At 44.5% G+C, this 26,212-nt stretch carries 18 protein-coding genes; 16 read left to right on the plus strand and 2 right to left on the minus strand.

The window, feature by feature from the left end:
• Nucleotides 1–578 precede the first annotated feature (578 nt).
• Nucleotides 579–2,549, minus strand: a complete 1,971-nt coding sequence (locus IX95_RS03665) for a replication initiator protein RctB domain-containing protein (protein WP_038156935.1) — start codon at nucleotides 2,547–2,549, stop codon at nucleotides 579–581.
• Between the two features lie 1,251 nt (nucleotides 2,550–3,800).
• On the opposite strand from IX95_RS03665, the gene IX95_RS03670 reads away from it, so the two are divergent.
• The 3 genes from IX95_RS03670 to IX95_RS03680 all read left to right on the plus strand — a co-directional run bounded on the left by IX95_RS03670 (nucleotide 3,801) and on the right by IX95_RS03680 (nucleotide 8,094).
• The gene (locus tag IX95_RS03670; protein ID WP_006959900.1) at nucleotides 3,801–5,018 is read left to right on the plus strand and encodes a ParA family protein; all 1,218 of its coding nucleotides are present in this window, start codon (nucleotides 3,801–3,803) and stop codon (nucleotides 5,016–5,018) included.
• Between the two features lie 7 nt (nucleotides 5,019–5,025).
• Nucleotides 5,026–5,997 carry a ParB/RepB/Spo0J family partition protein gene (locus IX95_RS03675; protein ID WP_021456164.1) on the plus strand — a complete coding sequence of 324 codons (972 nt, stop codon included), beginning with the start codon at nucleotides 5,026–5,028 and terminating at the stop codon, nucleotides 5,995–5,997.
• 108 nt (nucleotides 5,998–6,105) lie between these two features.
• Complete coding sequence (locus tag IX95_RS03680) at nucleotides 6,106–8,094, plus strand: tRNA(Met) cytidine acetyltransferase TmcA (protein ID WP_038156937.1); 1,989 nt, start codon at nucleotides 6,106–6,108, stop codon at nucleotides 8,092–8,094.
• Nucleotides 8,095–8,206: 112 nt separating this feature from the next.
• Here IX95_RS03680 and IX95_RS03685 read toward each other — a convergent pair whose 3' ends face one another.
• Entirely contained in the window at nucleotides 8,207–11,416 is a 3,210-nt protein-coding gene (locus IX95_RS03685) for a methyl-accepting chemotaxis protein (RefSeq protein ID WP_038156939.1), read from the minus strand.
• A gap of 500 nt (nucleotides 11,417–11,916) precedes the next feature.
• On the opposite strand from IX95_RS03685, the gene IX95_RS03690 reads away from it, so the two are divergent.
• The 13 genes from IX95_RS03690 (at nucleotide 11,917) to IX95_RS03750 (ending at nucleotide 26,167) form a co-directional block, all read left to right on the plus strand.
• A complete protein-coding gene (locus IX95_RS03690) occupies nucleotides 11,917–12,210 on the plus strand; it encodes an STAS domain-containing protein (RefSeq protein WP_006959908.1) in 294 nt (97 codons plus the stop codon).
• Nucleotides 12,203–12,562, plus strand: coding sequence for a response regulator (locus tag IX95_RS03695; protein ID WP_038156941.1), 360 nt, complete (start codon nucleotides 12,203–12,205; stop codon nucleotides 12,560–12,562). Before IX95_RS03690 ends, IX95_RS03695 begins: the two co-directional genes overlap by 8 nt.
• Nucleotides 12,563–12,607: 45 nt before the next feature.
• On the plus strand, nucleotides 12,608–14,713 hold the full coding sequence (locus IX95_RS03700) for a chemotaxis protein CheA (RefSeq protein WP_038156943.1): 2,106 nt from the start codon (nucleotides 12,608–12,610) through the stop codon (nucleotides 14,711–14,713).
• Between the two features lie 21 nt (nucleotides 14,714–14,734).
• Entirely contained in the window at nucleotides 14,735–15,274 is a 540-nt protein-coding gene (locus tag IX95_RS03705; protein ID WP_038156945.1) for a chemotaxis protein CheW, read from the plus strand.
• On the plus strand, nucleotides 15,271–15,741 hold the full coding sequence (locus tag IX95_RS03710; protein ID WP_019277401.1) for a chemotaxis protein CheW: 471 nt from the start codon (nucleotides 15,271–15,273) through the stop codon (nucleotides 15,739–15,741). Before IX95_RS03705 ends, IX95_RS03710 begins: the two co-directional genes overlap by 4 nt.
• A 108-nt stretch (nucleotides 15,742–15,849) precedes the next feature.
• Nucleotides 15,850–18,567, plus strand: a complete 2,718-nt coding sequence (gene aer2 / locus IX95_RS03715) for an aerotaxis transducer Aer2 (RefSeq protein WP_038156947.1) — start codon at nucleotides 15,850–15,852, stop codon at nucleotides 18,565–18,567.
• Nucleotides 18,552–19,400, plus strand: coding sequence for a CheR family methyltransferase (locus tag IX95_RS03720; protein ID WP_038156949.1), 849 nt, complete (start codon nucleotides 18,552–18,554; stop codon nucleotides 19,398–19,400). Before aer2 ends, IX95_RS03720 begins: the two co-directional genes overlap by 16 nt.
• A gap of 8 nt (nucleotides 19,401–19,408) precedes the next feature.
• On the plus strand, nucleotides 19,409–20,053 hold the full coding sequence (locus IX95_RS03725; RefSeq protein WP_006959917.1) for a chemotaxis protein CheD: 645 nt from the start codon (nucleotides 19,409–19,411) through the stop codon (nucleotides 20,051–20,053).
• A complete protein-coding gene (locus IX95_RS03730) occupies nucleotides 20,053–21,090 on the plus strand; it encodes a protein-glutamate methylesterase/protein-glutamine glutaminase (RefSeq protein ID WP_038156953.1) in 1,038 nt (345 codons plus the stop codon). The genes IX95_RS03725 and IX95_RS03730 overlap by 1 nt, the downstream gene beginning before the upstream one ends.
• Nucleotides 21,091–21,525: 435 nt before the next feature.
• On the plus strand, nucleotides 21,526–22,293 hold the full coding sequence (locus tag IX95_RS03735) for a methyl-accepting chemotaxis protein (protein WP_443082991.1): 768 nt from the start codon (nucleotides 21,526–21,528) through the stop codon (nucleotides 22,291–22,293).
• Between the two features lie 64 nt (nucleotides 22,294–22,357).
• Nucleotides 22,358–22,657: an STAS domain-containing protein gene (locus IX95_RS03740; RefSeq protein ID WP_006959923.1), complete on the plus strand. Its 300-nt coding sequence runs from the start codon at nucleotides 22,358–22,360 to the stop codon at nucleotides 22,655–22,657.
• Between the two features lie 17 nt (nucleotides 22,658–22,674).
• Nucleotides 22,675–24,369 carry an ATP-binding SpoIIE family protein phosphatase gene (locus tag IX95_RS03745; protein WP_021457794.1) on the plus strand — a complete coding sequence of 565 codons (1,695 nt, stop codon included), beginning with the start codon at nucleotides 22,675–22,677 and terminating at the stop codon, nucleotides 24,367–24,369.
• 124 nt (nucleotides 24,370–24,493) lie between these two features.
• The gene (locus IX95_RS03750) at nucleotides 24,494–26,167 is read left to right on the plus strand and encodes a DUF342 domain-containing protein (protein WP_038156960.1); all 1,674 of its coding nucleotides are present in this window, start codon (nucleotides 24,494–24,496) and stop codon (nucleotides 26,165–26,167) included.
• Nucleotides 26,168–26,212 lie beyond the last annotated feature (45 nt).

The following is a 26,212-nucleotide window of genomic DNA, read 5'->3' on the forward strand; positions in this document are numbered from 1 at the left end:
ACTGAAACACTGCACATGCAGTGCGGGGAAACATCATTTGGGCGATAAGTGACACTTCCGTTAACGAAAAATGACTATGCGCTAATTAATATGAATGAGTAAAAAGGTGGAATAAGAATCTGATTTAGATAATAAAATTACATTCATGCTACTGATTTTATGACTAACGAAAGTGTGATAGTGAAATTCAGTAGGTACCAAACAGATACAGGTAGATCGCTCAAAGGCGGAACAATGATCAAGGCTTTCTCTTGATCATGCTTTCAGTAATTGAGGAATTTCAGGCAAAAAAAAGCGAGTTCATAAGAACTCGCAAAATATTCAGAATGAATGTAACAATATGAGCCAATCTATCAGGGATAATCCAAATCCCTCATTCATCAGAAAGGACAAAAGGTTGTCTATTCGGGATAAATATTATCCAACTCCACTGCAACCAATGTCAGTTCATTGTCAGGGGAATGTAGTAGATATGTCTATTCACCACAGGTATGTAACAGCCTGTATCAAGCAGTAAACAGATATAAAAAAGCCAGCAAGAATTTGCTGGCTGATAGAAAACGCGGGCTATTCTTCACTTATATCGCCACTTCGTCAAGCACTCTGAACACGGTCTCGTCCAAATGCCCTTCATGCACCTGTTTGCAAACTTTACGTCTTACCGCAAGGCCAGCAATCAGGCGCTCAATGGATAAGTGTTTGTTTTCACTCTGACCATTGTAGAGCTCAATCAACTTACTGAGCGTTTCGTATGGGATGATCTCCTCCCCTACTCTGAGGTAGTCGAGCTTCTCTATGAGCTCCTGACACTCTTCTTGGATGGAATTGTGAGAATGCCCGGTCATCGCGGCTAAAGCCGTTATAGAGCGTTCTAGAGCCTCTGGAGAGGTATATTTAGAGAGAGTAATCGTAATTTCATCGGCATTGATCTCAACCAGATGCTTACGCACTTTGACTCGTCGTCCTAGTTTGCCCTTAGGAGAGCGCTCTTTACGTTGGATAGGTTCAAACTCACCGTCAATGATCTGTGACATCTCATCCAACTGCTGCTTGGTGACCATCTCGTTACGCAGCGGGTTAGGTAAGGTTGGTGCCATGTTGCGCTTACCCGCATTAGTAGTGCGCGCACGGGAGTAACGTAAGACTTCTTCAGCATCGCACTTAATGTCGAACTGATAGTCTTTGATCTTGCCGTCTTCTTCCAGCGTGGAGATCGTCAGATGATAACCCCAAAGATTGACCTCAAACGGATCTTCATTACCACTGCCTTCGGATAACTTCTTGAGTTCGCGGATCAAATCCATAGAGAATCGGCGCCATTCGATATTGCGCGCCAATTTCTGGTTCAAGGTGCTAAGTAGCATTACATCAGTATGACGGCGTGACATCCGGCTACGGAAGTAACTGTACAGTTGGAAAACCAATGTATGTTGCTTCAAGATCTCTGGTGGGAACAGGAAGAAATAATCACGGGTTAGCAGCTCTTCATAGAAAGAAGGCTCCCAGACGAGGATATACAGGTTCGGTTTAATACGAATTTCGCCGTCAGCGCCTTCTGTTGGTGCCTCTTCTGATGCGGTAATGGTGCGAGCCAGAAAACGGAAACGATCACTCTTGAAGCCTTCTGGCATGTTCTCACTCAACCAACGGCCCGTCAGCTCATGCAGTTGAAAATCGGTAAACTCAATACGATCAATACTGTCGCGGATCGAATCTCGCGCAGGTCCACTATCCTTCTTACCACGTAATGAAAGAATGTCTGTAATATATAATGGCGTCTTATTCGGAGTTTGCTTGGCATCCAATTGATATTGGTGCTGGTGGTGATCATGGTACTGAACGGTAAGGGTGAACAACGCAAACAACGTCATCAGATCGTCCACCGTCATAATGTTTTTCGATGATCGTGTTTCGATCACTGCCTTAGTGCCAGAGATCGAAACCATGCTTTTCTGGTATTGCTTACGGGTGCGTGGCGGAGCCAATGCCTGATCAATGATACCCGCCCAATTGGTTGGCGAAACAACAAACTGATCCGCCTCATCTTTCATTGCAGGTGGCGTATTAAGGCCATGTTCATTCAACAGACGCTTATTCACATGAGTTTGTGCTAATGCCTTGGAGCGTTTCTGTTTTTCGCTCTGTTTGACGGATTCCGTCATCAGGCTGGTGGCGCCTAATGCAGTGATCAATTGGTTAGGATTTACGAAACGGTGCAGCATAGTTTTGCCGGCAAGACCTTCTTCAAAACGAACCGGGATCTGTTGGAACAAACCGATATTTACTGCAGCTCGCAGACGTTGCTGAATGGCAGCCCGAGTCAATTGACCGTCAGTGGCATCAATCAACTCTGTGGTAGAGACCAGTCCATCTTTGCTACTGAAGCCTTGTAAAGAAATAAGATTCAGAAGTTCAACTATGCTTTTAGTGACGCCTTTGAAGTGCTGATATTGCTCAATCCAATTCACTGCGGCTTCGGACACCTCAAACATATGTCCGTCTTTATGGCTTCTTGGAGCCTTAATCAGTACTTTTTCTTCTGAACTCATTTATTATGATCCGTATCACACTAGCCGTAATATCGCTATGGTTCCGAAAGAATAAAGAAAAACAGATCATAAATAAAGAAAAAACTTGTTGTTTTAAATAACTGATCTTTCTGATTAAAGTGATCTTAAATGATTATATGATCTAATGATCTGGGAAAGAGCTTGCTTGTAAGTTTATGTTATTAATAATCTTTTTTTATCCACTGCTGAAAGCATGATCATGAACACTTCGAAACTATGATCATCAAATGACTGAAAGCATGATCAAACCTTTTCAGAACGATGATCATTAGTGTTACGAATGCATGATCAATATCGAACCCGAAGCATGATCATCGTAGACTCACAATTTATCCACAGAGCGAAACGAACGCAACCGAAATGGATGCTTCATATGATGTGAAATTTGAGTGCAGAACACGAAAGAATGATCAAGGATAGCCTGTGTGAGCATGTGAATTGATGTTTTCTTCACCAATCTGAAATCCATCTGATATACATTACTCATTTTACAGGGAGTAAATCTCACTAACATCGATATCGAAAGCATGATCAAGAAAATCGAGTCATGTAAGGTTCTTCTCTCTTCGTTACTCGATTTAACGTGAGATACCAGTACATACAGCGACATCTCTTAGTTCATCGGCATTCCGCCGTAATTCGGACTGAAATTATCATGCTTCCGAGCGTTATCGTTACTTGATCATTGATCCGAATAAGGATCATTTAAACTGAAGGTATTTAACTGCCTCAAACACATCGAATTTTCCTTGATCATGCTTCCTATAAGCGATTTTATGCCTGAAAGCATGATCACCGTAATTACCTTGATCATTGTTTCGGATAGTCGCGAGCATGAGGAGTTGTTGCGTTTACTCTCTATGAGATAAAGTTCATTGAATTAGTAAGGACTAGCAAGTCAATATGGTGTTTGTCTAGAGTCGAAATTACACAGGCCGTAAAATATGAGCATATAACAATCGTTCCGGGAAATTTTTCTCTTTTTCATCGATTTTTTATTTACAATGTAAATAAGTGATGCTGTAACACTTTAAATGTAGTCGACTATTAAATGGCTTTTACACATCTAAAATGGTCAATTTTTGACAGGTTTTGTTGTGTATTCATTAAATCGATTGAAAACTCTCTTATTAATGTGATTTGCATCTATAAATGTCTGTTCACCTTTTTGTTGTTATTGATTGATTATGCTGTACAATTATCAACAGACACTAATAACGGAATTTGGCAATGAAAAGAGAACAGACAATTGATAGTCTCATTCAACTCGCTGAACAAACTGCACAGGTTCAGGCTGACCGAATAGAGATCGTTTTGGAAGAGCGCAGCGATGAGCATTTCCCGCCTATGTCGAAAGCACTGATGGAAACTCGTTCAGGTCTGACTCGTCGTAAATTGGATGATGCGATCAGTAAACTCGAGGAGTCCGGTCATCAGTTTACGAAGAATAATGCGAATCACTATTCTATTTCACTGCAAGAAGCTCACATGTTGATGGACGCGGCTGGCGTTGCGAAATTCCATGAGCGTAAGAAAAACAATGACAATAAACCGTGGATTATCAATGTACAGAACCAGAAGGGTGGTACAGGTAAATCCATGACGGCTGTGCACCTTGCGGCGTGTTTAGCATTGAACTTAGACAAGCGTTACCGTATTTGTCTGATTGACTTGGATCCACAAGGTTCATTGCGTTTATTCCTTAATCCACAAATTAGCCTGACTGACCACGATAACATTTACTCAGCCGTGGATGTGATGCTCGACAACGTGCCTGAAGGCGTCGAAGTCGACAAAGAATTCCTGCATAAAAATGTGTTGCTTCCTACTCAGTACCCGAACCTGAAAACCGTATCGGCGTTCCCGGAAGACGCGATGTTTAACGCAGAAGCGTGGCAAAATCTATCACAGAATCAATCTCTCGATATCGTAAAACTATTGAAGGAAAAGCTGATTGATCAAATCGCCGATGATTTCGATATCATCATGATTGATACTGGTCCACACGTTGATCCACTCGTGTGGAATGCGATGTATGCATCTAACGCACTGCTTATCCCTTGTGCCGCTAAGCGTCTAGACTGGGCATCTACGGTAAACTTCTTCCAGCATCTCCCGACAGTATACGAGATGTTCCCAGAAGACTGGCAGGGGCTTGAGTTTGTTCGTTTGATGCCAACGATGTTTGAAGATGATAACAAGAAGCAAGTGGCCGTTCTAACAGAGATGAACTACCTGTTAGGCGATCAAGTGACGATGGCCACTATTCCACGTAGCCGTGCTTTTGAAACCTGTGCCGATACCTACAGTACTGTATTTGACCTGACAACTGGCGATTTTGAAGGTGGTAAAAAGACGTTGGCGACAGCGCAAGATGCTGTTCAAAAGAGTGCGTTAGAGCTTGAACGAGTTCTGCATAGCAACTGGTCATCACTAAATCAGGGGTAATTAGACAATGGCAATTAAAACTTCAGATTTAAACGCAAGATTGTTTGGTAAAGCCAATAAGCGCCATGTAGCAACGCCTCAGGAAGCGCAAAAAGCGGCTAAAGAGCAAGCGCAGGTGATTGAACTGGCGGTTGCAGGCGAGGAGATGGTTACGTTTGAGCTAGTACGCATTTCGGCCAGCGATATAGCGGAGCAGACGGTTGTATTTGCAGAAAATGCCCGTGAGCAATCTTTCCTAAATGAACATGCGTTGTCCGATGTTCTGGCAACATTAAAAGAACGTGGACAGCAATACCCAGCCGTTGGCCGTAAGCGCGAAGACGGTAAGATTGAAGTCCTTGACGGTAGCCGCCGTCGTATGTCTTGTATCTTGGCCGAAAAAGATTTCCTCATCTACGTTGCTGAAAACATCAATGGTGAGCATGCAAAATTCTTGTCCGATGTGGCGAATGCCCACAAGCCTTTGTCTTTATATGAAAAAGGCAAAGAGATGCAGGCGAAGCTGGAAAGCGGTGAGGCTGAGGATCAGAAAGCATTAGCCAAGATGTTCCAATGCAGTGAAGCCTTGGTGAGTGGCGCATTGAAAGCCGCCGATCTACCGTTAACGCTTCTTCAGGCTTACCCAAATGTAGCTGATTTAGGGCGTCCGACGATTGTGAAGCTTCACAAACAATTCAATGAACTTAGTGAAGCAAACCGTGGCAAGCTTTTAGATAAGTGTCAGTCAACGGACGGTTTTGTTTGGCAACGCAGTCAAGCTCAAGGCGTTGCACGTATTACGAAAGAAGTCTCTGAAACCCTTGAACAGTGGATTGAAGAGCTTGCGCCAAGTAAGCGTTCAGCCAGCCGAAAAGTAGAGTTAGTTAAAGGGCGCGCCAGTTACAGTCGCAAAGGCGCAGACTTAGCACTTAATCTGAAAAAAGTGGATGATGCACTGATGCAAGAGATTCTCGACTTTGTATCGACTAAACTCAAATAGCATTATTGTTACCTGACAGAAAGCCGCACTTTGCGGCTTTTTTTCTGCCTCTCATTTACGCGTTTTAGTTGTTATAATTCGCTTATTCTCGGAACTTTGACAACGGCCATGCACAATTATTTTTTTCAGCTTATTCAATCCGCCAATAACGCGAATCACAGGTTTGGAGTGGTGCTTAAAGGCAGTGTTGACTGGCAGTCCAGTATGTTGTCAGCCCTTAAGGCGTTGTTTTCAAATTCTGCTATTTATCAGCTGGGTGGGAAAAGTGACGACGATAATGTACATCTGGTTACTTTTAAGCAAGGGCAGAAGTTACTAGGGCAAGAGTGTGGCCTTCTCATTTGCGATTTTTCCGATGGATTTGACGCTAATTCCTTTAGTGCCGCATTGGGCTGCGTAACTGGTGGTGGCTTGGTTGTCATAATACCAGCTGATTCCGATTCTCTTTCGTTGTCAGAACAATGGTTCTATGCTGCTTTAGGTTCGCTGATTCAGGTTGAGCAGGCTAAGCCTTTGCCTAAACTGCCTCAAGTTGATAGCACCAGCGCTGAGCCTTTAGCGCAGCAGAGAGCTGCTGTTGAGAAAATACGAAAAGTGGTTGAGGGTCATCGCAAACGTCCTTTGGTAATGACCGCTGACCGTGGTAGAGGGAAGAGCAGTGCTTTGGGGATTGCTGCCGCTGAATTGATGGAAGCGCGTGACCTTCATATTGTAGTGACTGCTCCGAGTCTTGCGACAGTGGCTCCTGTGTTTGAACATGCTCAACGATTGCTGCCAGAGGCAATCATCAAAAAAGGCTCCATTCAATTGGATCAATCGACTCTGACGTTTATTGCGCCTGATGCACTACTTCGAATGTCTCCTGAATGCGATTTGCTATTGGTTGATGAAGCGTCCGCAATTCCAATTCCAATGTTGCAGAAAATGGTCGAGCGCCACCACCGTTGTGTGTTTTCGACAACGATTCATGGTTATGAGGGGTGCGGACGCGGTTTCACACTCAAGTTTCAGACTTGGCTCAGACAGCAAAGACCTGGTGCGGTGTTTTATCACTTGGATCAGCCGATTCGCTGGAATGAGAATGACCCTGTCGAACGTTGGCTGTTTGAGACTTTTTTGCTTAATACCGAAATTGAGACGCCGCCTCTCACTGTTTTACCGCCAAATAAATTGGAGCTAATCGACAAGCAACAACTTGTGGTTCAGCCTGATTTACTGCGATCTTGTTTTGCGTTACTGGTAAACGCTCACTATCAAACATCACCAAATGATTTAATGCTGTTGCTCGAAGATGATGCGATCCAGCTTTATGCGGCATTCTCAGAACAATATTGCCTAGGTTGTATGTTAACGATTAAAGAGGGTGAGTTAGAAGAGCCTTTAATTAAATCGATACAACAAGGACAAAGAAGGCCAAGAGGGCACTTGGTACCAGTGATGCTAGCCAATCACCTTGGCTTAACCCAAGCAGCCAGCCAGCCAAGCCTCAGAGTGATGAGAATTGCTACACATCCTGACTATCAACAGCAAGGGCTTGGCTCAGCCATGTTAGAGCAGTTGACGCAGCTGTCAGGGAGTCAGTTTATGTCCACCAGCTTTGGGGCGACTAGTGAGTTAATTCGTTTCTGGCGTAAGAATGGTTTTGTTCCTGTTAAGTTAGGTGTGCAAAGAGATCAAGCGAGTGGCTGCCATTCAGTGGTCATGGTCAAAGGGAGTTTCGATTGGATTTCGGTGGCTGAGCAGCATTTTCATCAGTCTATGCGTTATCTTTTCGGTGATGTATTCGCTGATATTGAAACTGACATTGTACGTAATCTATTGCGTAAGGAAGATGCTTCCGTAGCAGAATGTGAATTTGAGAGGCTTGTTAGAAACTATAGTCTGGGCGGGGCAGGGTTCGAAAGTGTGGCTCCGTTTATCGCCAACTGGGTGCTGTCCTCGAACAAAGCAATAATAGGTTGCTCATCTCTTGTGATCCGTAAGGTGTTGCAGCAACGCAGTTGGCAAGCGTGTAGTGAAGAATTTGGTTTTACTGGGAAAAAGCAAACCGAGCAGCAATTGAGAACAGATATACAGGCCTTGTTGGATATCGTATGAAAACGCCCGAATTTACACTGTAAAAGGGACCGATTTCAGGCTTTACCCTACTAGAACAGCGTATAAAAAAGAGGAGAATATATCTCCTCTTTTATTGTTTAAATGTTTCTTCTTAGTACGAATAGTTACTCACCTTGAGCACAGTTTGAGCCTCTGTTCGGCTCGATGGTGATGGAGAAATATCTTCAATTTTGAAGCTGGACAGCAGTTGGATAACACTGTTGACTTGTTCTTCCATTGACGTACTGTTTGCGGAAGCTTCTTCTACCAATGCTGCGTTTTGCTGAGTCATATCATCCATGTCTTTAATGGTCTCATTGACCTTAGAAATTCGATTGCTTTGAGTTGAAGAGCCTGCTGAAATCTCAGCAATCATAGACGTTACTTTTTCTACCGAGGAAACGAGATCTTTGAGTGTCGAACCAGATTCATTAACCAGCTCCGTACCTTCTTCCACTTTGGGTACGCTATCTCGAATCAATTCCTTGATCTCTTTGGCTGCTTGAGCTGAGCGTTGAGCTAGATTGCGTACTTCTCCTGCGACGACGGCAAACCCTCGTCCTTGTTCACCAGCCCGTGCTGCCTCTACGGCAGCGTTCAGTGCCAATAAGTTAGTTTGGAAGGCGATTTCATCAATGACACCGATAATGTCTGAAATCCGCTTACTGGAACTGTTGATTTCTGCCATGCTCACTACCGCTCGCTCAACAACTTCTCCACCACGTTGTGCTTTGACTTGAGCATCTCGCGCTAAGTCAGTTGCCAAACTGGCGTTGTCGGCATTTTGTTTTACCGACTCAGTCATATCAGACATCGACGCAGAGGTCCGTTCTAATGACGCGGCTTGGTCTTCGGTTCGGTGGCTCAAGTTAACAACACCGCTTGATAGTTCGCTCACCGAGTTGTTGACGATACCGGCTGATTGGCTAATGTTTTTAATCAGTTCTAGCAAGTTTTCAATACTGGTATTCACGGCTTCCTTCAATACAGCAAAATCGCCTTGGTAATTACCTTTCACTGTGCTGGTTAGGTCGCCATCTGCTAAGCGAGCGAGAACTTCTTTGCATTCATTCGTCGGTTCAACCATGGCATCCAATGTTTGGTTCATTCCTTCAACAATCTGCTTGAAGTCTCCTTGATGGCGTGAGGTGTCTGCCCGGTTATCTAGCTTTCCTTCAACCGCGGCAATCGCTAATGCGTTGGCGTCATCGATAAGCTGTTTAATGGCGGCAATACATGTATTGAGGTTGTTTTTGAGTAGGTTAAAGTCACCATTGTAGTGCTCTTCAATAGGTGAGGGCACTTGACCTTTCGCTATTTGATCGACGCAATTAGCTGCCACCGTGAGCGGTGTGACAACCGCATCTAGCGTGTTGTTGACCCCTTTGATGATGGTTCTGAAATCACCTTGATGCTGAGTTTCATCGGCTCTTGCTGATAGCTGACCTGCGATTGCTGCATCTGCTAGGTTGTTGGCATCCTTGACCAGCAGGTTGATGGCTGAAATACAGGTGTTTAAGTTATTTTTCAGTTTGTTGAAGTCGCCGCGGTACTCATCGGTGATTGTATCGGGGATCTGGCCTAGGGATATTTTCGCCACGCAATCTGCAGCGATCGTTAATGGTCCGACGATGGCGTCGAGAAGCTCGTTAATACCATCGCCAAGATCGTGCATAAAGCCACTCAGGCGAGTGGTATCTAAACGAGTGCTGAGTTGGCCTGATGCAGCTGCACGTATGACATTCTCAACTTGCAGCTCTGCATCACGTTGCTCCGTTAAATCATCCCACTCAATGACGGTTCCTAGGCGAATTCCATTTTCGCCCATTACCGGATTCGCAATGACTTTGTAGATTCGCTTGTCGATGTTGATCTCTACAGCCACAGTTTTATCTATTGATTGAAGAATGCGTTGGTATTCAGTTGTGTGACTGAATAGACCAATGTTTCTACCTAGTAACCTTTCAGGGTCAAAACCTTTAATGGCATTGCTGAAACTTGATACATTTCGAGCAAATTCTTGATGCATCGCGTGATTCAGGTAAATGAGATCGTTGTTGTTATCCGCTACCATCACACTTGCGGATACTTGATCAAGGGCCTGACGAATACGGCTATTTTCTTCTGCTTGTACTCGCTCCTGTTCCATTCTCTTTTCAAGGTCACGTTGCGCTTGGAGAAGATTTTCCTGCATGGTTGAGAGGGCTTTGAGCAGCATACCTGATTCATCATTCGAGCTGGCATTAATTTGATTGTTCAGTTTCCCTGAAGCGATAGAGTTGGCTATTTGTACAGCAGCTGTAATCGGTACGGTAATACCTTTTTGCACTACATAAACGACAAGTGCTGTCAGTAACAGTGCGGCTACCATTAAAATGATATCTCTTGTGAGTTCGGAACTCGCTTTATCCGCATAAGCTTGTGTTAGGGTGATGAGATCATTTGCCAGTTTATCTTCTACTTGCTTGAGCAGATTGATTTTTGCTGTTTGCGCTTTGAACCACTCTGCCGGGTCAACACCAAAGCCACCAATCATAGCGTATTCAATAGCTATCTCACGAAAAGAGGCCGTTTCTTCCATGATCGGCCCAGTCATGGTTCCGCGGTATATTTCTAGTTGTGAGGGCGCTGCGAGGGTTTTGAATACACTAGTGTAATTGGTCTGAGCGGATACAAGATTTTGGAAGCGTTCGTACTGCCGCCCTTGGAACTCATCATTAGCAAATACCCCCATTAACAATGCACGTTCAATACCTGCTCGTTCTTTACTTTGCAAAAAGTTTGCATAGGCAGCGGCCATAGAGCTGAGCTCTCCACTTGAACTGGCTTTAGAAAGATGAACAATGTCACCCAAGAACTGGGCATTCATGTCTGTATAGAATCCAATTGCCTGGCTTTTAGGTATCTCAAGGGTATCTATTTCTGCCCGCTTCGAATCCAATTCATTCAGTACAGATAGTGAATGATCCAACTGCTTCTCAAAGGCTGAGCCATAGATAGAAGGATCAAAACTTTGCATGAACAACCTGAGCTGCTCTCTCTTGGCATCTACGTTTCTACGTTGCTCTTGAACTTCATTCGAGAAGCGTAAGCCGCGGCTGTCCATAAAGCCGGCGGTAATGCCTCGCTCTTTTTGTAACTCATGCACGAGAGCACTAGCTTTAACTGAAAACTCTGACAGCATCAGTATGTTGTTATCTTCTTCAACGAGAGCAACGTTTCTCATCACCTGTGTTTGGGCAAAATAGACTAAACACACAACCGGAATGACGATAATTGCCATTAACTTCCAACGTAGTTTGAGATCAGCAAAAAGGTTCATAGACTCTTTCCTATCATCCGTCCACTTAAGCGCTGATAAGCGGTATTGAGTTAATTAAACTTAATAATGAAATATGAGCGTAGTTTAGTATTGATGTTATTGCGTAGCGATGTTGGGGAATACTCTAATGTGGCTCAATAATTGTGATATTCGATAGGGCAAGCAATACGTTTACAATTTACATTGTAAACTCTGAAGTGCTCCGTAAATGATGTGCTAGATTTCTTGGTTGATAGAACTAACAAAAGGTAGATGTTTTTGATTTGTTTGCAAATATCCCTTTATCTATAAAAAATATATGGAAATTATTTTGTCCTTCATTAACGAACTAACCCTTTAAAAAACAAGGTAATTAGCCTTATTTACGCCCTAAATATATGACTTTTAGTTCATAATTTGATTTTGTTAATTTGCTAAATATCTATTCCTTCCTACACTCAAAATTAAGCGAAAAGCTTCCATAACGGCTAGGAAATTATAAGAAAAGTGTAGGTAGAAACATGGAATGTTTACTTCCTGAGTCTCTAGACATTTCTACAGTGCTAGACACAACGACTCATTATCAAGAATGGTTTGCCAATCACGACTCTATTCAGTTAAACGCTAGTTCAGTGGCAAGAGTGGATGCGGCTGGCGTACAACTACTCTCTTCTCTTTTTATTTCCGCAAAGAAGAATCAACGAGAAATTCAGTTGCTTAAACCTAGTGATGTTCTACTTGAAGGCATCGATACGCTGGGTTTGCAAGACGTGTTTGAGCTAAAACTAAAGTCGGAGAGTAATCAAAATGACTAAGATTCTTGCAGTAGATGATTCTGTATCCATTCGCCAGATGGTGAGCCACACGTTACGTGATGCTGGCTATGAAGTCGAAACCGCAAATGATGGTCGAGATGCACTCAACAAAGTCGCGAGTAGCAAATTTGATGTGGTCATTTCGGATGTCAATATGCCCAATATGGGAGGGTTCGAGCTTGTTAAGGCGCTGAGAGATAAGCCTCAGTACAGGTTCGTTCCTATTCTCATGCTGACGACTGAAACCAGTACCGAAAAAAAACAACAAGGTAAATCAGCCGGAGCAACGGGATGGCTAGTTAAGCCATTTAACCCAGAAACGCTTCTAAAAACTCTAAAACGCGTTATCTAAATCAAATAATTCATTAACAACGTCATCTGGCAGGGAAAAAAGCTTATGGCTTTAGATATGGAACAATTGCGCAAGATGTTTTACGAAGAGTGTCGTGAAAATCTTGAGGTGTTGGAAGATGTGTTACTTAATCTGGATGTGACTTCTCTCGATGAAGAATCCATTAATACCATCTTTCGTGCTGCTCACTCGATTAAGGGAGGAGCAGCAACATTTAACTTGTTTGATATCAGTGAATTTACCCACTCTGTAGAAGCCTACCTAGATCTGGTCCGTAATAATGAAAAAGATCTCACTGCAGAGACTGTCGATCTGCTACTTAAAAGTGGTGATTGTATCCAGAGCATGCTGGAAGGGCATGAACAAGGCAGTGAAGTAGACACAGCACTGCAAAAAGAGGTCAGTGGGCAGCTTCATGAGTTACTCGGTGAAGCGTCTGTGGATTCCGAGCCTCATAACGAAGAACTCTCTGAACAAACAACGAATAGTGATGACTCACAACCAGACACTTCTGGCGGTGAAGGTCACTGGCTGGTGGCTTTTGAACCCCACCCTGAAATGTTTTTTAGTGGCAATGACCCGCTAAGAATACTCCGCGAGCTAAAAGAGCTTCATGCTTCCTGTCAGATTACGGTGAATACAGAGTCTTTACCTGAAATTGAAGCGATCGAAGCTGAACTTTGCTATCTCAAATGGCAAGCAAGTCTTGATGCTGAAGTAAAAGAAGAGGAAATCCGAGAGATTTTCGAATGGGTCGAAGATGAATGTGAGCTAACGGTCGAGTTTATCTCCGCTATCCCTGCCACAACTACAGCAGCTCCTGAGGAAGTTGAGAAGCCTCAAACTTCCACTACAAAAGCCCCCTCTGTAACCAAAGAAGTGGCGGAACAAGATTCAATTAAAGCCGAACAGAAACCAACAAAAGTTGCGAAAACAGAGTCAAGTGTCAGCTCTATTAGAGTGGATATCGACAAAGTTGATAGCCTGATCAACTTGGTCGGGGAACTTGTTATTACTCAATCGATGCTTACTGAGATCGGCAATGATTTCACGATTGATAAGCTAGAGAAGCTTAAGGTTGGATTAGCGCAACTGTTGCAAAACAGTAAGGACCTGCAGGAAAACGTTCTGAATATCCGCATGTTACCGATGAGTTTTGCTTTCAGCCGCTTCCCACGCCTAGTCCGTGATCTATCGACTCGTTTAGAGAAGCAGGTTGACTTGCAAATTCAGGGCGAGCAGACAGAGCTTGATAAGACGGTACTGGAGCGCATTGTGGATCCTTTGGTTCACTTAGTCAGAAACGGTATCGACCACGGCATAGAGCAGCCTCAAACACGATTGGAAAGGGGCAAGAAAGAGCAAGGCGTGATCAAGCTGAACGCCTATCACCAAGGTGGTTCTATTGTCATTGAAATTAAAGATGATGGTGCTGGCTTAGATTGCGACAAGCTTTGGAATAAAGCCACTGAAAAAGGTGTTCTCGCGCCAGATGCGCGTCGCGAAGACATGAGCGAAAAGCAGATTATGAATTTGATTTTTGCACCAGGTTTCTCTACTGCAGAAGAAGTTTCTGATATTTCGGGCCGAGGTGTCGGCATGGATGTGGTGAGAAGAAACATCGAAGAGTTGGGTGGTCACATTGAAGTGGAATCGGAGTTGGGAGTCGGAAGCTGTTTTACGATCAGCTTGCCACTGACGCTCGCTATTCTTGATGGCCAGCTGGTAAAAGTCGCCGGCGAGGTGTACGTAATCCCACTGTTGACGATAGTAGAATCGATTCAGATTGACCCCGAATGTATCAAGCTTGCCTCTGGGGGAATTGAATTGTATCGCCTGCGTGAAGAGAACATTCCGATCCTTCGTCTGCAAGAAGAACTGGAGATGGGACAGAGTGGTTCTCTGGATGCTCGTATTCTCTGCTTCGTTGAAGCAGCTGGTAACCGTGTAGGCCTTCTATTAGATGAATTGCTCGATCAGCAACAGGTCGTGATTAAGAGCCTAGAATCTAACTACAGCAAAGTTGCTGGCATTTCAGGGGCCACTATTCTCGGAGATGGCTCTGTATCGTTAATTCTCGACATACAGGGCTTGATCACCAACTTCCTCAAACGAGCATCTGACTCAACGCACAACGGCTTAGCAGCATAAGGGGGCGTGATGGAATCTGCGATGAAAACAGCAACAGAGGTTAACTCTCGTCAGGCGATTGAAGCTCAGGCGCAAGCCGTTCTAGAACAAGTGAGCGAAGAAGGGGTTTCTGAAAGTGCAGACTTCTTAAGCTTTAAGTTGGCGAGCGAATTGTATGGCGTAGAGATAAAAGATGTTGAAGAAATTCGTGTCTGGGAGCGCCCAACACCAATACCACGAGCACCACGATATGTGAAAGGGGTTATCAATCTGCGAGGAATGATTGTGCCTGTGGTGGATTTACGTAGCCGGTTTGAAATCGGTGAATGCGAATACCTGCCAAGCACAGTTGTGATTGTCTTGCGCTTTCAGGCAGAAGAAAGTGAACGCCTAATGGGCTTGGTGGTTGATGCTGTGAGCGATGTCGTTAGCCAAGGGCAAAATGAGCTTTATCCAGGAGTGGGCGAGTCTGCTGTTTCTCCTTATCTTCAAGGGCTGATAAATGTAGGCGAGCAAGTCATGTCATTGCTCGATACTGAAGAGCTTCTCAACATAGAGCGAATTTTGAGGAAAGAGCCATGATCATACCGCAAGAGTTTTTGAGCTTTGTGTTAGGGGATGACGAGTATGGCGTGCCCATTCTTGATGTCCGTGAAGTTCGTGGCTGGAGCTCGGTACGTGAAGTGCCCAACTCTCCAGATTATATGCTGGGTGTACTAGAGATTCGTGGAGAGTATGTCCCGATAGTTGACCTACGTTCTCGATTCGGATTACCCCCAGCGCAGATCAGTGCAACCACGGTGGTGATTGTTCTCAATGATGCCGAGATGCATCCGTTAGGTATCATCGTTGACGGTGTCTCCGAGGTCTATCCGCTAACAGATGAACAAATAAAACCTGCACCGCACGTATCCCACTCAGTTGACCACAGCTATATAAGAGGTATTGCGTCAGTCGAAAATGGTCATCTGATATTAATAAAACTTGAGGCTCTGTTTGATGTATCAGAGCTTGTTGTACCTGACCAGAACGAAGAGAGTTGGGCTTAAAACACGTCAAACGAAGCAACCAGTGAGAGGTGACTCATGGCATTTTGGAATCGGAAACCACAGCCTGCTACTGCGGAGCAATTTGCTTCGTCTGCGCAGGATAGTTTAATGGATGAATACGAGCCGGAAAGTAATAAAGGGTTGTCTAAAGAGCAACTCTTCTCAGCGTTGAACGCAGCGCAGACAGCGCTGATGATGATCGATCGGGACTTTAAAATCACCTATGTGAACCAGAAGTCGATGGATCTGCTGAAAACACATGAGGCGCTGTTTCAGTCTTTCTGGCCTAACTTCCGTGCCGATGAAGATTTTCTGATGGGCTATTGTATTGATGGTTTTCACTCAAACCGAGCACATCAGCGCCAAATGCTGTCCAACCCTTCAAATCTGCCTTACACCACTACTATTGAAGTCAAAGATGTAAAAATTGAGCTGAATGTCGGCGCGATCATTGACGGTCAAGGTAACTATGTTGGTAACACACTGGAATGGTCTGATGTTACTGCTGCGGTAGCCCAGCAAAACGATATTGCCAGACTTCAAGCCGCGGTTGATCAAGCTCAGACGGCAATGGTGATGATAGACCGTGATTTTAATATTACGTATGCCAACCAAGAAACTCTCAAGTTGTTTGGTAAACATGAGGCGACATTACGAACTGTCTGGTCAGGCTTTACGGCTTCAGAAGACTGGTTGATGGGGCGCTGCATCGACGAATTCCATAAGAATCCAGCACACCAAAGGCAATTGTTGTCTGACCCATCGAATTTGCCATACAAGACCGACATTCAGATTGCAGACTTAACCATCGAACTGAATGTCGCTTCAATAACTGACTCACAGGGAAATTACATCGGTAATACTCTGGAGTGGTCAGACGTAACAGCGATACGTGCTCAACAAGATGACGTGGCCAGGTTGCAAGCAGCCGTTGATCAAGCCCAAACCGCGATGGTGATGATAGACCGAGACTTCCTTATTACCTATGCCAACAAAGAAACCATCGAATTGTTTGGTAAGCATGAAGCGAAGCTACGAACAGTTTGGTCAGGCTTTACGGCATCTGAAGAGTGGTTGATGGGACGTTGTATTGATGAATTCCATAAGAACCCAGCTCATCAGAGACAGCTTCTCTCGACGCCGAATAATCTCCCTTACAAAACCGATATTGATATTGCGGATATCAAAATAGAGCTTAATGTTGCTGCGATTACTGATGCGCAAGGTAACTATATTGGTAATACACTCGAATGGCGTGATGTTACTGAAGAACGTGCAAAAGAGCAGGAAGTTGGTCGTTTAGCATCGGCGGTGAAAGGAATGACCACTAATATGATGATGGCTGATAAAGACGGTATTATTCAGTACCTCAACCCGGCATTATCGACATTACTTAAATCCAGAGAAAGTGATTTACAAAAAGCGCTGCCTGGATTTGATGCCAGCAACTTGGTTGGTAAAAATATCGATGTCTTCCATAAAAACCCCAGCCACCAGAGGAACATCATTAGTAACCCGGACAGACTTCCATTCAGTTCTAACATCGCCGTCGGGGGACTGGAATTTAATTTGACCTGTATTGCTATGCATGATGCTCAAGGCAACTATATCGGCCCTGCTTTACAGTGGGAAGATATCACTGAGCAGCAAGATGGTCAGCGCCAGGTTGAAGCATTGATTCAGCGTGCAATTTCTGGAGAGCTTAACGAGCGGATTGATACCTCTGTATACAGCGGCTTCATGAAAGAGCTCGGGGATGGCATTAATAACTTGCTCGATACCATGGTCGAACCTATTGGTCAGTGTATTGATGTCATGAGTCGCGTTGCGGACGGTGATTTAAATACCAATATGTCTGAGGATAACAAGGGCGAGTTCGGTCGACTGTCTGATGCGGTTAACACCTCGATACTTAACCTGCGCAACATGGTCGATAAGATCACCCAAGCTTCGGCACGAGTCGCTACCGCTTCTACGGAAATAGCGGAAGGCAACAATGATTTGAGCCAACGTGTTGAAGCACAAGCTTCTAATCTAGAAGAAACTGCCGCAAGCATGGAGCAGATGACAGCTACTGTTCGCCAAAATGCTGATAATGCGAAAGGAGCGAATTCTCTTGCGGAGGACGCGACTAAGAAAGCGAGTAAAGGTGGCGAAGTGGTCGGTCAAGCAGTCTCAGCAATGTCTGAAATCAACACTGCGAGCAAGAAAATTGCTGACATCATTGGTGTTATCGATGAAATCGCCTTCCAGACTAACTTATTGGCACTGAATGCTGCAGTGGAAGCTGCCCGAGCTGGCGAGCAAGGACGTGGTTTCGCAGTGGTTGCAGGTGAAGTTCGAAACTTAGCGCAACGCAGTGCGGCGGCGGCAAAAGAAATTAAAGGGTTAATCAAAGATAGCGTAGAGAAAGTGGATGAAGGCTCCAGACTAGTGGATGAGTCCGGTGATACCTTGAATGAAATCGTTGAGGCAGTCGAGAAGGTGACAGAGTTAATCGCACAGATAGCTTCGTCGAGCTTAGAGCAATCGACAGGTATTGATGAGATCAACCGCGCTATCACAACGATGGATGAAATGACTCAGCAGAATGCGTCCTTAGTTGAAGAAACCTCGGCAGCTAGTCAGTCGCTGAAAGATGAAGGTAAGCAACTTATCCACCTGATGAACTTCTTTGCTTCTGACGACAATGTTGCCACCTTTGATTCACCAAAGACGAAAGACTCTGGGCATCAAAGCAGCAATGTCAGGGAAATCAGGACACCACGCGTTGCTAATGCAGGATTCAAAGCGGGTGAGGAAGGGGACGAATGGGAAGAGTTCTAACTCGTGAAGGAGGAGGGGCAACTGAGTTTGAGCTAACGGATAAAGATTTTAAGTTTATCCAGTGGTTCATGCACAAGCATGCGGGCATTTACTTCTCTGATCGAAAGCGAACCATGGTCTATGGACGCATTAGCCGCCAGCTTAGGCGGCTAGGACTCACTCGTTTCTCTGAGTACAAATCTGTTATTGAACAAGACAACAGTGAACGAGTGAGGTTTATCAATAGTCTTACGACGAACAAAACCCAGTTTTTCCGTGAATACCATCATTTTGAGTTTTTAGAAAATGTGATGTTGGATGAGTGGCAGAAACAAGGGGTTGAAAATATCAAAATCTGGTCTGCAGGATGCTCGACAGGTGAAGAACCATACAGTTTCGTTTCTTCCCTATACTGTTCCAATGCCTTTAACCAGTTCAAACAGGTATCCATCACGGCAACAGATCTTGATACAAAAGTGCTCTCTCATGCGAAGCAGGGGATCTACAGTGATGAGGCGATTTCGTCTATCCCTAAACAATATCTAAAGCCCTGTTTCTTTAAAGGAAGAGATGGTCAGCAAGGGAACATAAAAATAGCCAAAGGGCTGCAAAAGCACATCCAGTTTCACCAGCTAAACTTGTTAGATAAGTGGGACTTTAGACAACCTTTTGATTTGATTTCGTGTCGTAACGTGATGATCTACTTTGATAGGCCGACCCAAGAAAAACTTATCAGAAGGTTTCATCAGCAACTTAAACCTAATGGGATTTTATTTATCGGGCATTCCGAAAGCGTCGGAGCCTGTAGCGATATCTTTCGTCACTTAGGCAAAACCATCTATGTGAAACAATAGGGGCAGTTATGATTGGGTTAAAGACCGGAAAGCCAAAGTACGAAAATAGCCACTTTAATCGTTTTTATCACCCTCAAAAAGAGAAGCACATGATCAAAGTGTTTCCTGGAGGGCTTTACTGTACCCATGAAGATGAGTTGATCGCAACGGGGTTAGGGTCATGTATCGCGGCTTGTGTTTGGGATGATTATGCAGCGATAGGTGGTATGAATCACTTTTTGTTGCCATTCCATAACCATTCGGAAATTAACTCGTGGCGTCCAGATGAAGTCGTTTCTACTGCATCGCGTTACGGTAGCCATGCAATGGAAATGCTGATTAATACCCTGATTTCTCAGGGTGCAAGACGTTCGTCACTCAAAGTTAAACTGTTTGGTGGGGCGCAGATGTTAGGTCGACACTCTATGATTGGAGAAAAAAACATCGCGTTTATCCTTAACTATGTTGAGCAGGAAAACTTGCCAGTCGTCGCTCAAGATTTAGGGGGCGTTGACCCACGCAAAATTATATTTAACCCGCTAACAGGGCAAGCTTGGTTGAAACGCATTCCTTACACTGAAATTCATCACTTGCAACAAGAAGAAGATAAGTACGCCAGTCAGTTGGATAAAGAAAGTCATCGTCCTCATGATGACGATGTGGAGCTGTTCTGATGAAGAAAATTAAAGTACTCGTGGTTGATGATTCTCCGGTTTTCAGAGCCTTACTTGCTCAATTGATCAATTCCGATCCCGAGCTTGAAGTTGTAGCGATGGCAGAGGATCCGTATCAGGCTAGAGATCTGATCAAGATTCACAATCCTGATGTACTGACGTTAGACATTGAAATGCCAAAAATGAATGGGGTGCAATTTCTGAAAAACCTCATGCGTTTGCGCCCAATGCCTGTCGTGATGATATCGACCCTTACTCAGCATGGGGCTGAGCCAACCCTGACGGCATTGGAACTTGGGGCTGTGGACTATTTCCCTAAGCCAGCGGTGGATAACACGGGAGATATGGTCAATTACAAAGATCATATTAATGACAAGATAAAAATGGCTGCTGGCGCTAATGTTTTTCAGGATAGAACTAAACATGCGCCTTCACAGACAATTGCTCCTAATAACTTAAGAACCAAAGTTGAAGTGATTGCGATAGGTGCCTCGACAGGTGGAACAGAAGCAGTCAGGCAAGTGTTGTCTGCTCTGCCTTCAGGGTTGCCACCGATTGTCATAACGCAGCACATTAGCGCTATGTTCAGTGCGTCTTTTGCCCAGCGTCTTAATGACAACAGCGAAATTCAGGTTAAGGAGTTGTCAGCGAGCAAAGCCCCGTTAGTGAATGGATGCGCGTATGTTGCTCCGGGAGATAAACATTTAGTCGTCATTAAGCGTGGCCAACATTTGTATTGCCAACTGGATGATCGTCCAACAGTGAACCGACACAAACCATCGGTCGATGTGATGTTTGATACTGTTGCAGAAACGGTCGGAAAGAATGCCATCGGCGTCATCTTGACTGGTATGGGGCAAGATGGAGCGCGAGGAATGCTTAAGATGAGAGAAGAAGGGGCAATGACGATCGCTCAGGACAAAGCTTCTTCCGTTGTTTGGGGAATGCCGCGAGTTGCGGTTGAAATGAACGCTGCGCAACAAGTGTTGAGTCTTAAACAGATACCTCAGCAGATATGTGATTGTCTAAAGAAATAAGCGCCTGTGCGGGCACAACGTCAGGGATGTACTATGAATAAAATAACAATGACCCCAAAAATCCGCTACGCCCTTGCTATAGGGACGCAGATTGTATTGCTTGCTATCGGGATGACGTTGTCATCGTCGATTGCGCATGTCGCTGTTATGGTGCTTGCGGCGGCTATACCATGGTTTGTTTTCCCTAGAGAGGCTTCTACGCCAAATAAGTCTGAGTTAACTCAGTTCCGTGAAAAGTCATCTCAGGACGAAAAACAGATCAGCCTACATGTCAGTGAAATATTGAAAAAAATATCCCTACAATTAAATGAACCTTTAGATCATCAACATGGTGTTGTTGATGAATCTGCAGAGACGCTAAATGAAAGCTTCTTTGAGTTGCAGAAGTTAGCAGAGGGACAAAATGCAATTGCTGAAGAGCTAGTGAGTAACATTATGGGTAATAAAGATAATGCCTACGATATTACTCAGGTCTTGCCCAAAACAGAGACCATCATTCGCCAGTTCGTTGACACACTCATTAATATCTCTGAGAAGAGCATTTCCGCAGTACATAGTATTCATGACATGTCCGATAAGTTGGATGCGGTGTTTAAATTGTTAGCGCAAGTTCGTGGCCTATCCGAACAAACCAACCTGCTCGCTTTGAATGCTGCGATTGAAGCAGCACGTGCTGGGGAGGCTGGGAGAGGTTTTGCAGTTGTGGCGCAAGAAGTAAGAAACCTTTCTGTAAAAGCAGAAGAGCTTAACTGCGAAATAGAGAAGGAAATTAATGTCGCTCAGGATACGGTCAAAGAAGCGAATAAAACAGTTGGGGAGATGGCATCAATCGATATGACGGAAGCGATAGAGTCTAAGGAAAAAGTGGATGATATGCTTCAAGGTGTTAAAGCGGCTAATGCTGTCGTTGAACAGGAAGTTCAGAAAATCAAATCCATTGGGGTCACGCTGCATACACGTGTTGGTGACGGTATTCGGGCGTTACAGTTTACAGACATCATTGTCCAACAGGGTGATTACGCCAAGATCAGTGTTGATTTTCTCGATCAGGTAACTGAAATACTCGTGGCTCATGCCAGCGGCAGCCTAGACCCTGATGAGATGAAACAGGCTGTGGCAGATCTGAAATCAAATATAGACCATCGCGGGGCTCCAGCTGCTTCTCAGGAAAGTATTGAAGAAGGAGAGGTAGAGCTATTTTAATGGGTCATGCGTATACATATTGTCGTGAAGGCGGTGCAGTCTTCGTTGTTGAAAAGGAAATATTATGTCGGTAGAAGCTGAAGTTGATTCAAATTCCAAGCAAGTAACGATCTTAATTGAAGGGGCTTTTGGATTTAATCTAGTCCAAGAGTTCCGTCGTTGTTATTCAGATAAGAAGGATTTTCGTTTTACCATCGATTTACGGAAAGTCGATTATATAGATAGTGCAGGGCTAGGTATGCTGCTTAATATGCACAACTATCTTGAGCAGGATGACGGGATGATCCGGATTACCAATACCTTGCCACAGGTGCGAAAGATACTGACCATTTCTCGTTTTGATAAGAAGTTTTCTATCGAATAGCGGTTAAGGAGGGCCGTATGCATGTCATGATAATTGACGACCACGCTACGAATCGAGAATTGTGTCGATTCATGCTCAGCGAAATGGCGCAAGAAGTCACGACGTTCGAGAATGGTGAAGGGGTCGTGGAGGCAATGCTCAAGATGCCGTCTCTGCCAGATGTCATCTTGTTGGATGTAATGATGCCAGTGAAGGATGGCTTTACGACAGCACAGGAAATTCGTGATGCGTTCCCTAATCTTCATATGCCGATCATCTTTCTCACCGTACTGGATGATCACGATTCGTTCGAGCGATGCCTGACGTTAGGTGAAGACTTTATTCCTAAGCCCGTTGAGAGAAGTGTGCTAGTGGCGAAAGTTCAAGCTCACTATCGAGTTGTAAAGATGCACAATGAGGTGAAGGAACATCGTGATGAGCTAAGTAAGTTTCACGAGCAAGTTCGCTACGACTATGCGATCGCGGAGTCGATTTTCTCCAATTTAATGGATGAAATGAGTTCTCAAGTGAAAAGCATTTATGGCATCAACTACATTTCTACCCCATCAACTGTTTTCAACGGAGACTTGATCGTTGTGGCAAACCGGCCGCATGGGGGAGTATACGTGATGATCGCGGATGCGACGGGCCACGGCCTTCCAGCTGCTATTTCGGCTATTCCTGCAACCCGAGCGTTCTTCTCTATGGCTTCGAAAGGTCTTTCTTTGGGAGAGATTGTTCGCGAGCTCAATGACGTATTGGTACGTTTCTTACCCATGGGGATGATGTTGGCGGCAAGCGTGTTTGAAATTCGTGCTAACGGGTTTGAAGTTTCTTGGTGGGGCGGTGGACTACCTGATGGTTACCTATTGGATAAAGATGGCTCGATCAGCCGAAAACTGGTTTCCACGCACATGCCGCTTGGTGTTTTGAAATCTCATGAGTTTGAATCGGATCTAGTGCACTTCAAAATGGAGCCAGATCAAAAAATCCTCTGCTACACCGATGGTGTGATAGAAGCTGAAAATGGGCTTGGAGAGCAATTCGGTCAAGAGCGTTTGGAAGAGGCATTAACGTCTGGGAGAGCGATGATCCCAACGCTGTTTGAGTCGGTGAGAAAGTTTGCCAATCGTAATGTGGGCGATGACTTGTCTATTTTGGCCATGGAGTTTCCGATTTCAAACAGTAACGATAAAGTGGTGCAGCAAAGCAGCTTTTATCTCAGCAAAACTCCGGCACAGTCAAAGATGCGTTTCCCAGCATCTGTGCTTAAGTCGGTGACGGTGATGAGCGAAGTCAGACAGTTTCTGACCGGTGTGATGACAGGGCCACATTTAGATTTGGTCTGTTCAGTGCTGTCCGAGCTGTTTGCTAACGCGATTGAACATGGACTATTGCATTTAGACTCGAAAATCAAGGAAGAGCCCGATGGCTTCTTCACCTTCTACCAGTTGCGCGAAGAGAAACTTAAAGAACTGTCTGAAGAGCTTTGGGTGACTCTATTTATCGATTATAAGCCAGAACAAAAGCAGCTGGTCTTAGAGCTGGAACATAATGGTGTTGGATTCGATTACAACAAGTTAAAGCAAAGTATTGATAAATCTTTGACGCATGGACGAGGGATCGTATTAGCTTCAGAACTATGTGATTCATTAGACTATTCGAAACAAGGAAAATGTGTGACGGCGGTATATAGCCTAGATGCTAAACACCATTTCCCGAGCTCAGCTTAATTATATTTACAGTGTAAAAGCCCTTGAGAAGTGACCTAAGCCTTACTTTGTCACAAATTTAATACTGTATTTCACGAGGATTATATAAACTAAAGTTATAGGGACTGGATGAAGTAGGCTGTAAATGTGGGACAAGTTAGTCAGCTTATCTGATGATAATCAACAGGTTATTGCTAAATTGCGACCAGATATGAATATCGATGGTCGCTTTGACAGCAAAGGTGTTGAAGAAGCGATTGCGGGCATCGGTGCGACCGATTTTTGCATATTGAATGATGAAGTTACTCGATTCATTAACTGTGCAAAAGAAGGCAAAAGCGAAGCTTTGGTTGGCATTGCTATCGCGGAAATCAGAGACGCTGTGGTTGAAGTCGTTTTATCGGATCACGATATGTTAGCCAGTATGGTTGTCACTGGTGCTTATCGCGGTTCGCCGCTTAAAGGCCCTCAGATTGTACACGCATTAGCCCAAGCTCATGTCACTAAAGGAATCAACAAATTAGCACTGAAAAAAGTGTTAATGATGAGCCATCAACTCAAACCGGGTGAGACCTTTACCCAACCTGTCGCCAAAGGCAAAAACCCTGTTCAGGGACAAGATGCAAAGTTTATCCCACTGGTCAAAGACATCACTAAGCAAGTTCTGGCTCCTTCACAAGACGCAGACGGCAAAGTTGATATGTTGGATCTCGGTGAAACGGTCACCGTAGAAGCGAAAGCTCGGTTGATGAAGCGCATCCCTGCGACCAAAGGGACGCCAGGTATCACAGTCCAGGGGAAGCCTATTCCACCCAAACCTGGCAATGATGCGATACTGAAAGAATCGAAAGGTTCAGAAATCTCACCTGAGGATCCCAATCTCCTTGTCGCTGCAGTTTCTGGTATGCCGATGATCAAAGAGCGTACTGTCGAAGTGGAAGACGCGCTTTGCTTGCCTGCAATTGGTGTCGCGACCGGGCATGTAAAATTCAAAGGCAATGTAATCGTCACTGGAAACATTGAGTCCGATATGATGGTTCGTGCAACTGGAAACTTAACCGTTGGTGGTTTTATTGAATCGGCAGATGTACAGGCACAAGGCGACATAGATGTGGCTAAAGGCATCATTGGTCATAACGTTTCTGAAGACCAAGCGAAAAGTTGTCATGTAAAAGCGGGTGGTTCTATTACAGCAAATTACGCGCAATTCTCAGAACTTCAGGCTGCTGAAAATATCAATCTTTCAGTCCACTGTATGAACAACGAAATTCGCTGTGGTAAAGATTTAACCGTCTCTGATGCCGCCGAGAAGCAGGGAACTTTAAGTGGTGGTCACGCAAAAGTAGGTGGGAAGGTGACGTGCGTTAACCTAGGTGTTGAAGGTGATACTGCAACTTACATCAATGCGTTTGCGCGTTATCAGAACTTCAAAGAGCGCCAGCAAAAATACAAAGAGCAATATAAGCTTGCCCAAGAAGCGACTATGGATGTGGTTCGTCGGGAGCTGGAATTTAAGAAAACACCGAAAGCAGAACGCAGCGAAGAAGAAGCAGAAAACATTGAGAAACTTAAACTTGAATCCAATGCGCGTCTAGAAAAAGTGAAAATGGCGCGAGATAAACATGAGTTAGAGTTTGAACAAGCGCTTGAAGACAACATCGTAGATGTAAAAAACAAAGTTTATACCCATGTTACGGTTCAATACGGTGAAGAAAAAGTTATCACCAAGCGAGTGCATGGTACGAGTACGTTTTCCTTTAACCAGTACGAAATTAAATGTGCTGCCGCTATGGATGAAGAGGCGCTTGAGCAAGAGTAACTCAGGCGGATTTGATAGCAAAACAGCCAGCATTATGCTGGCTGT

The sequence above is a fragment of the Vibrio sp. B183 genome (assembly GCF_000740665.1).
Classification (GTDB): Bacteria; Pseudomonadota; Gammaproteobacteria; order Enterobacterales; family Vibrionaceae; genus Vibrio; species Vibrio coralliilyticus.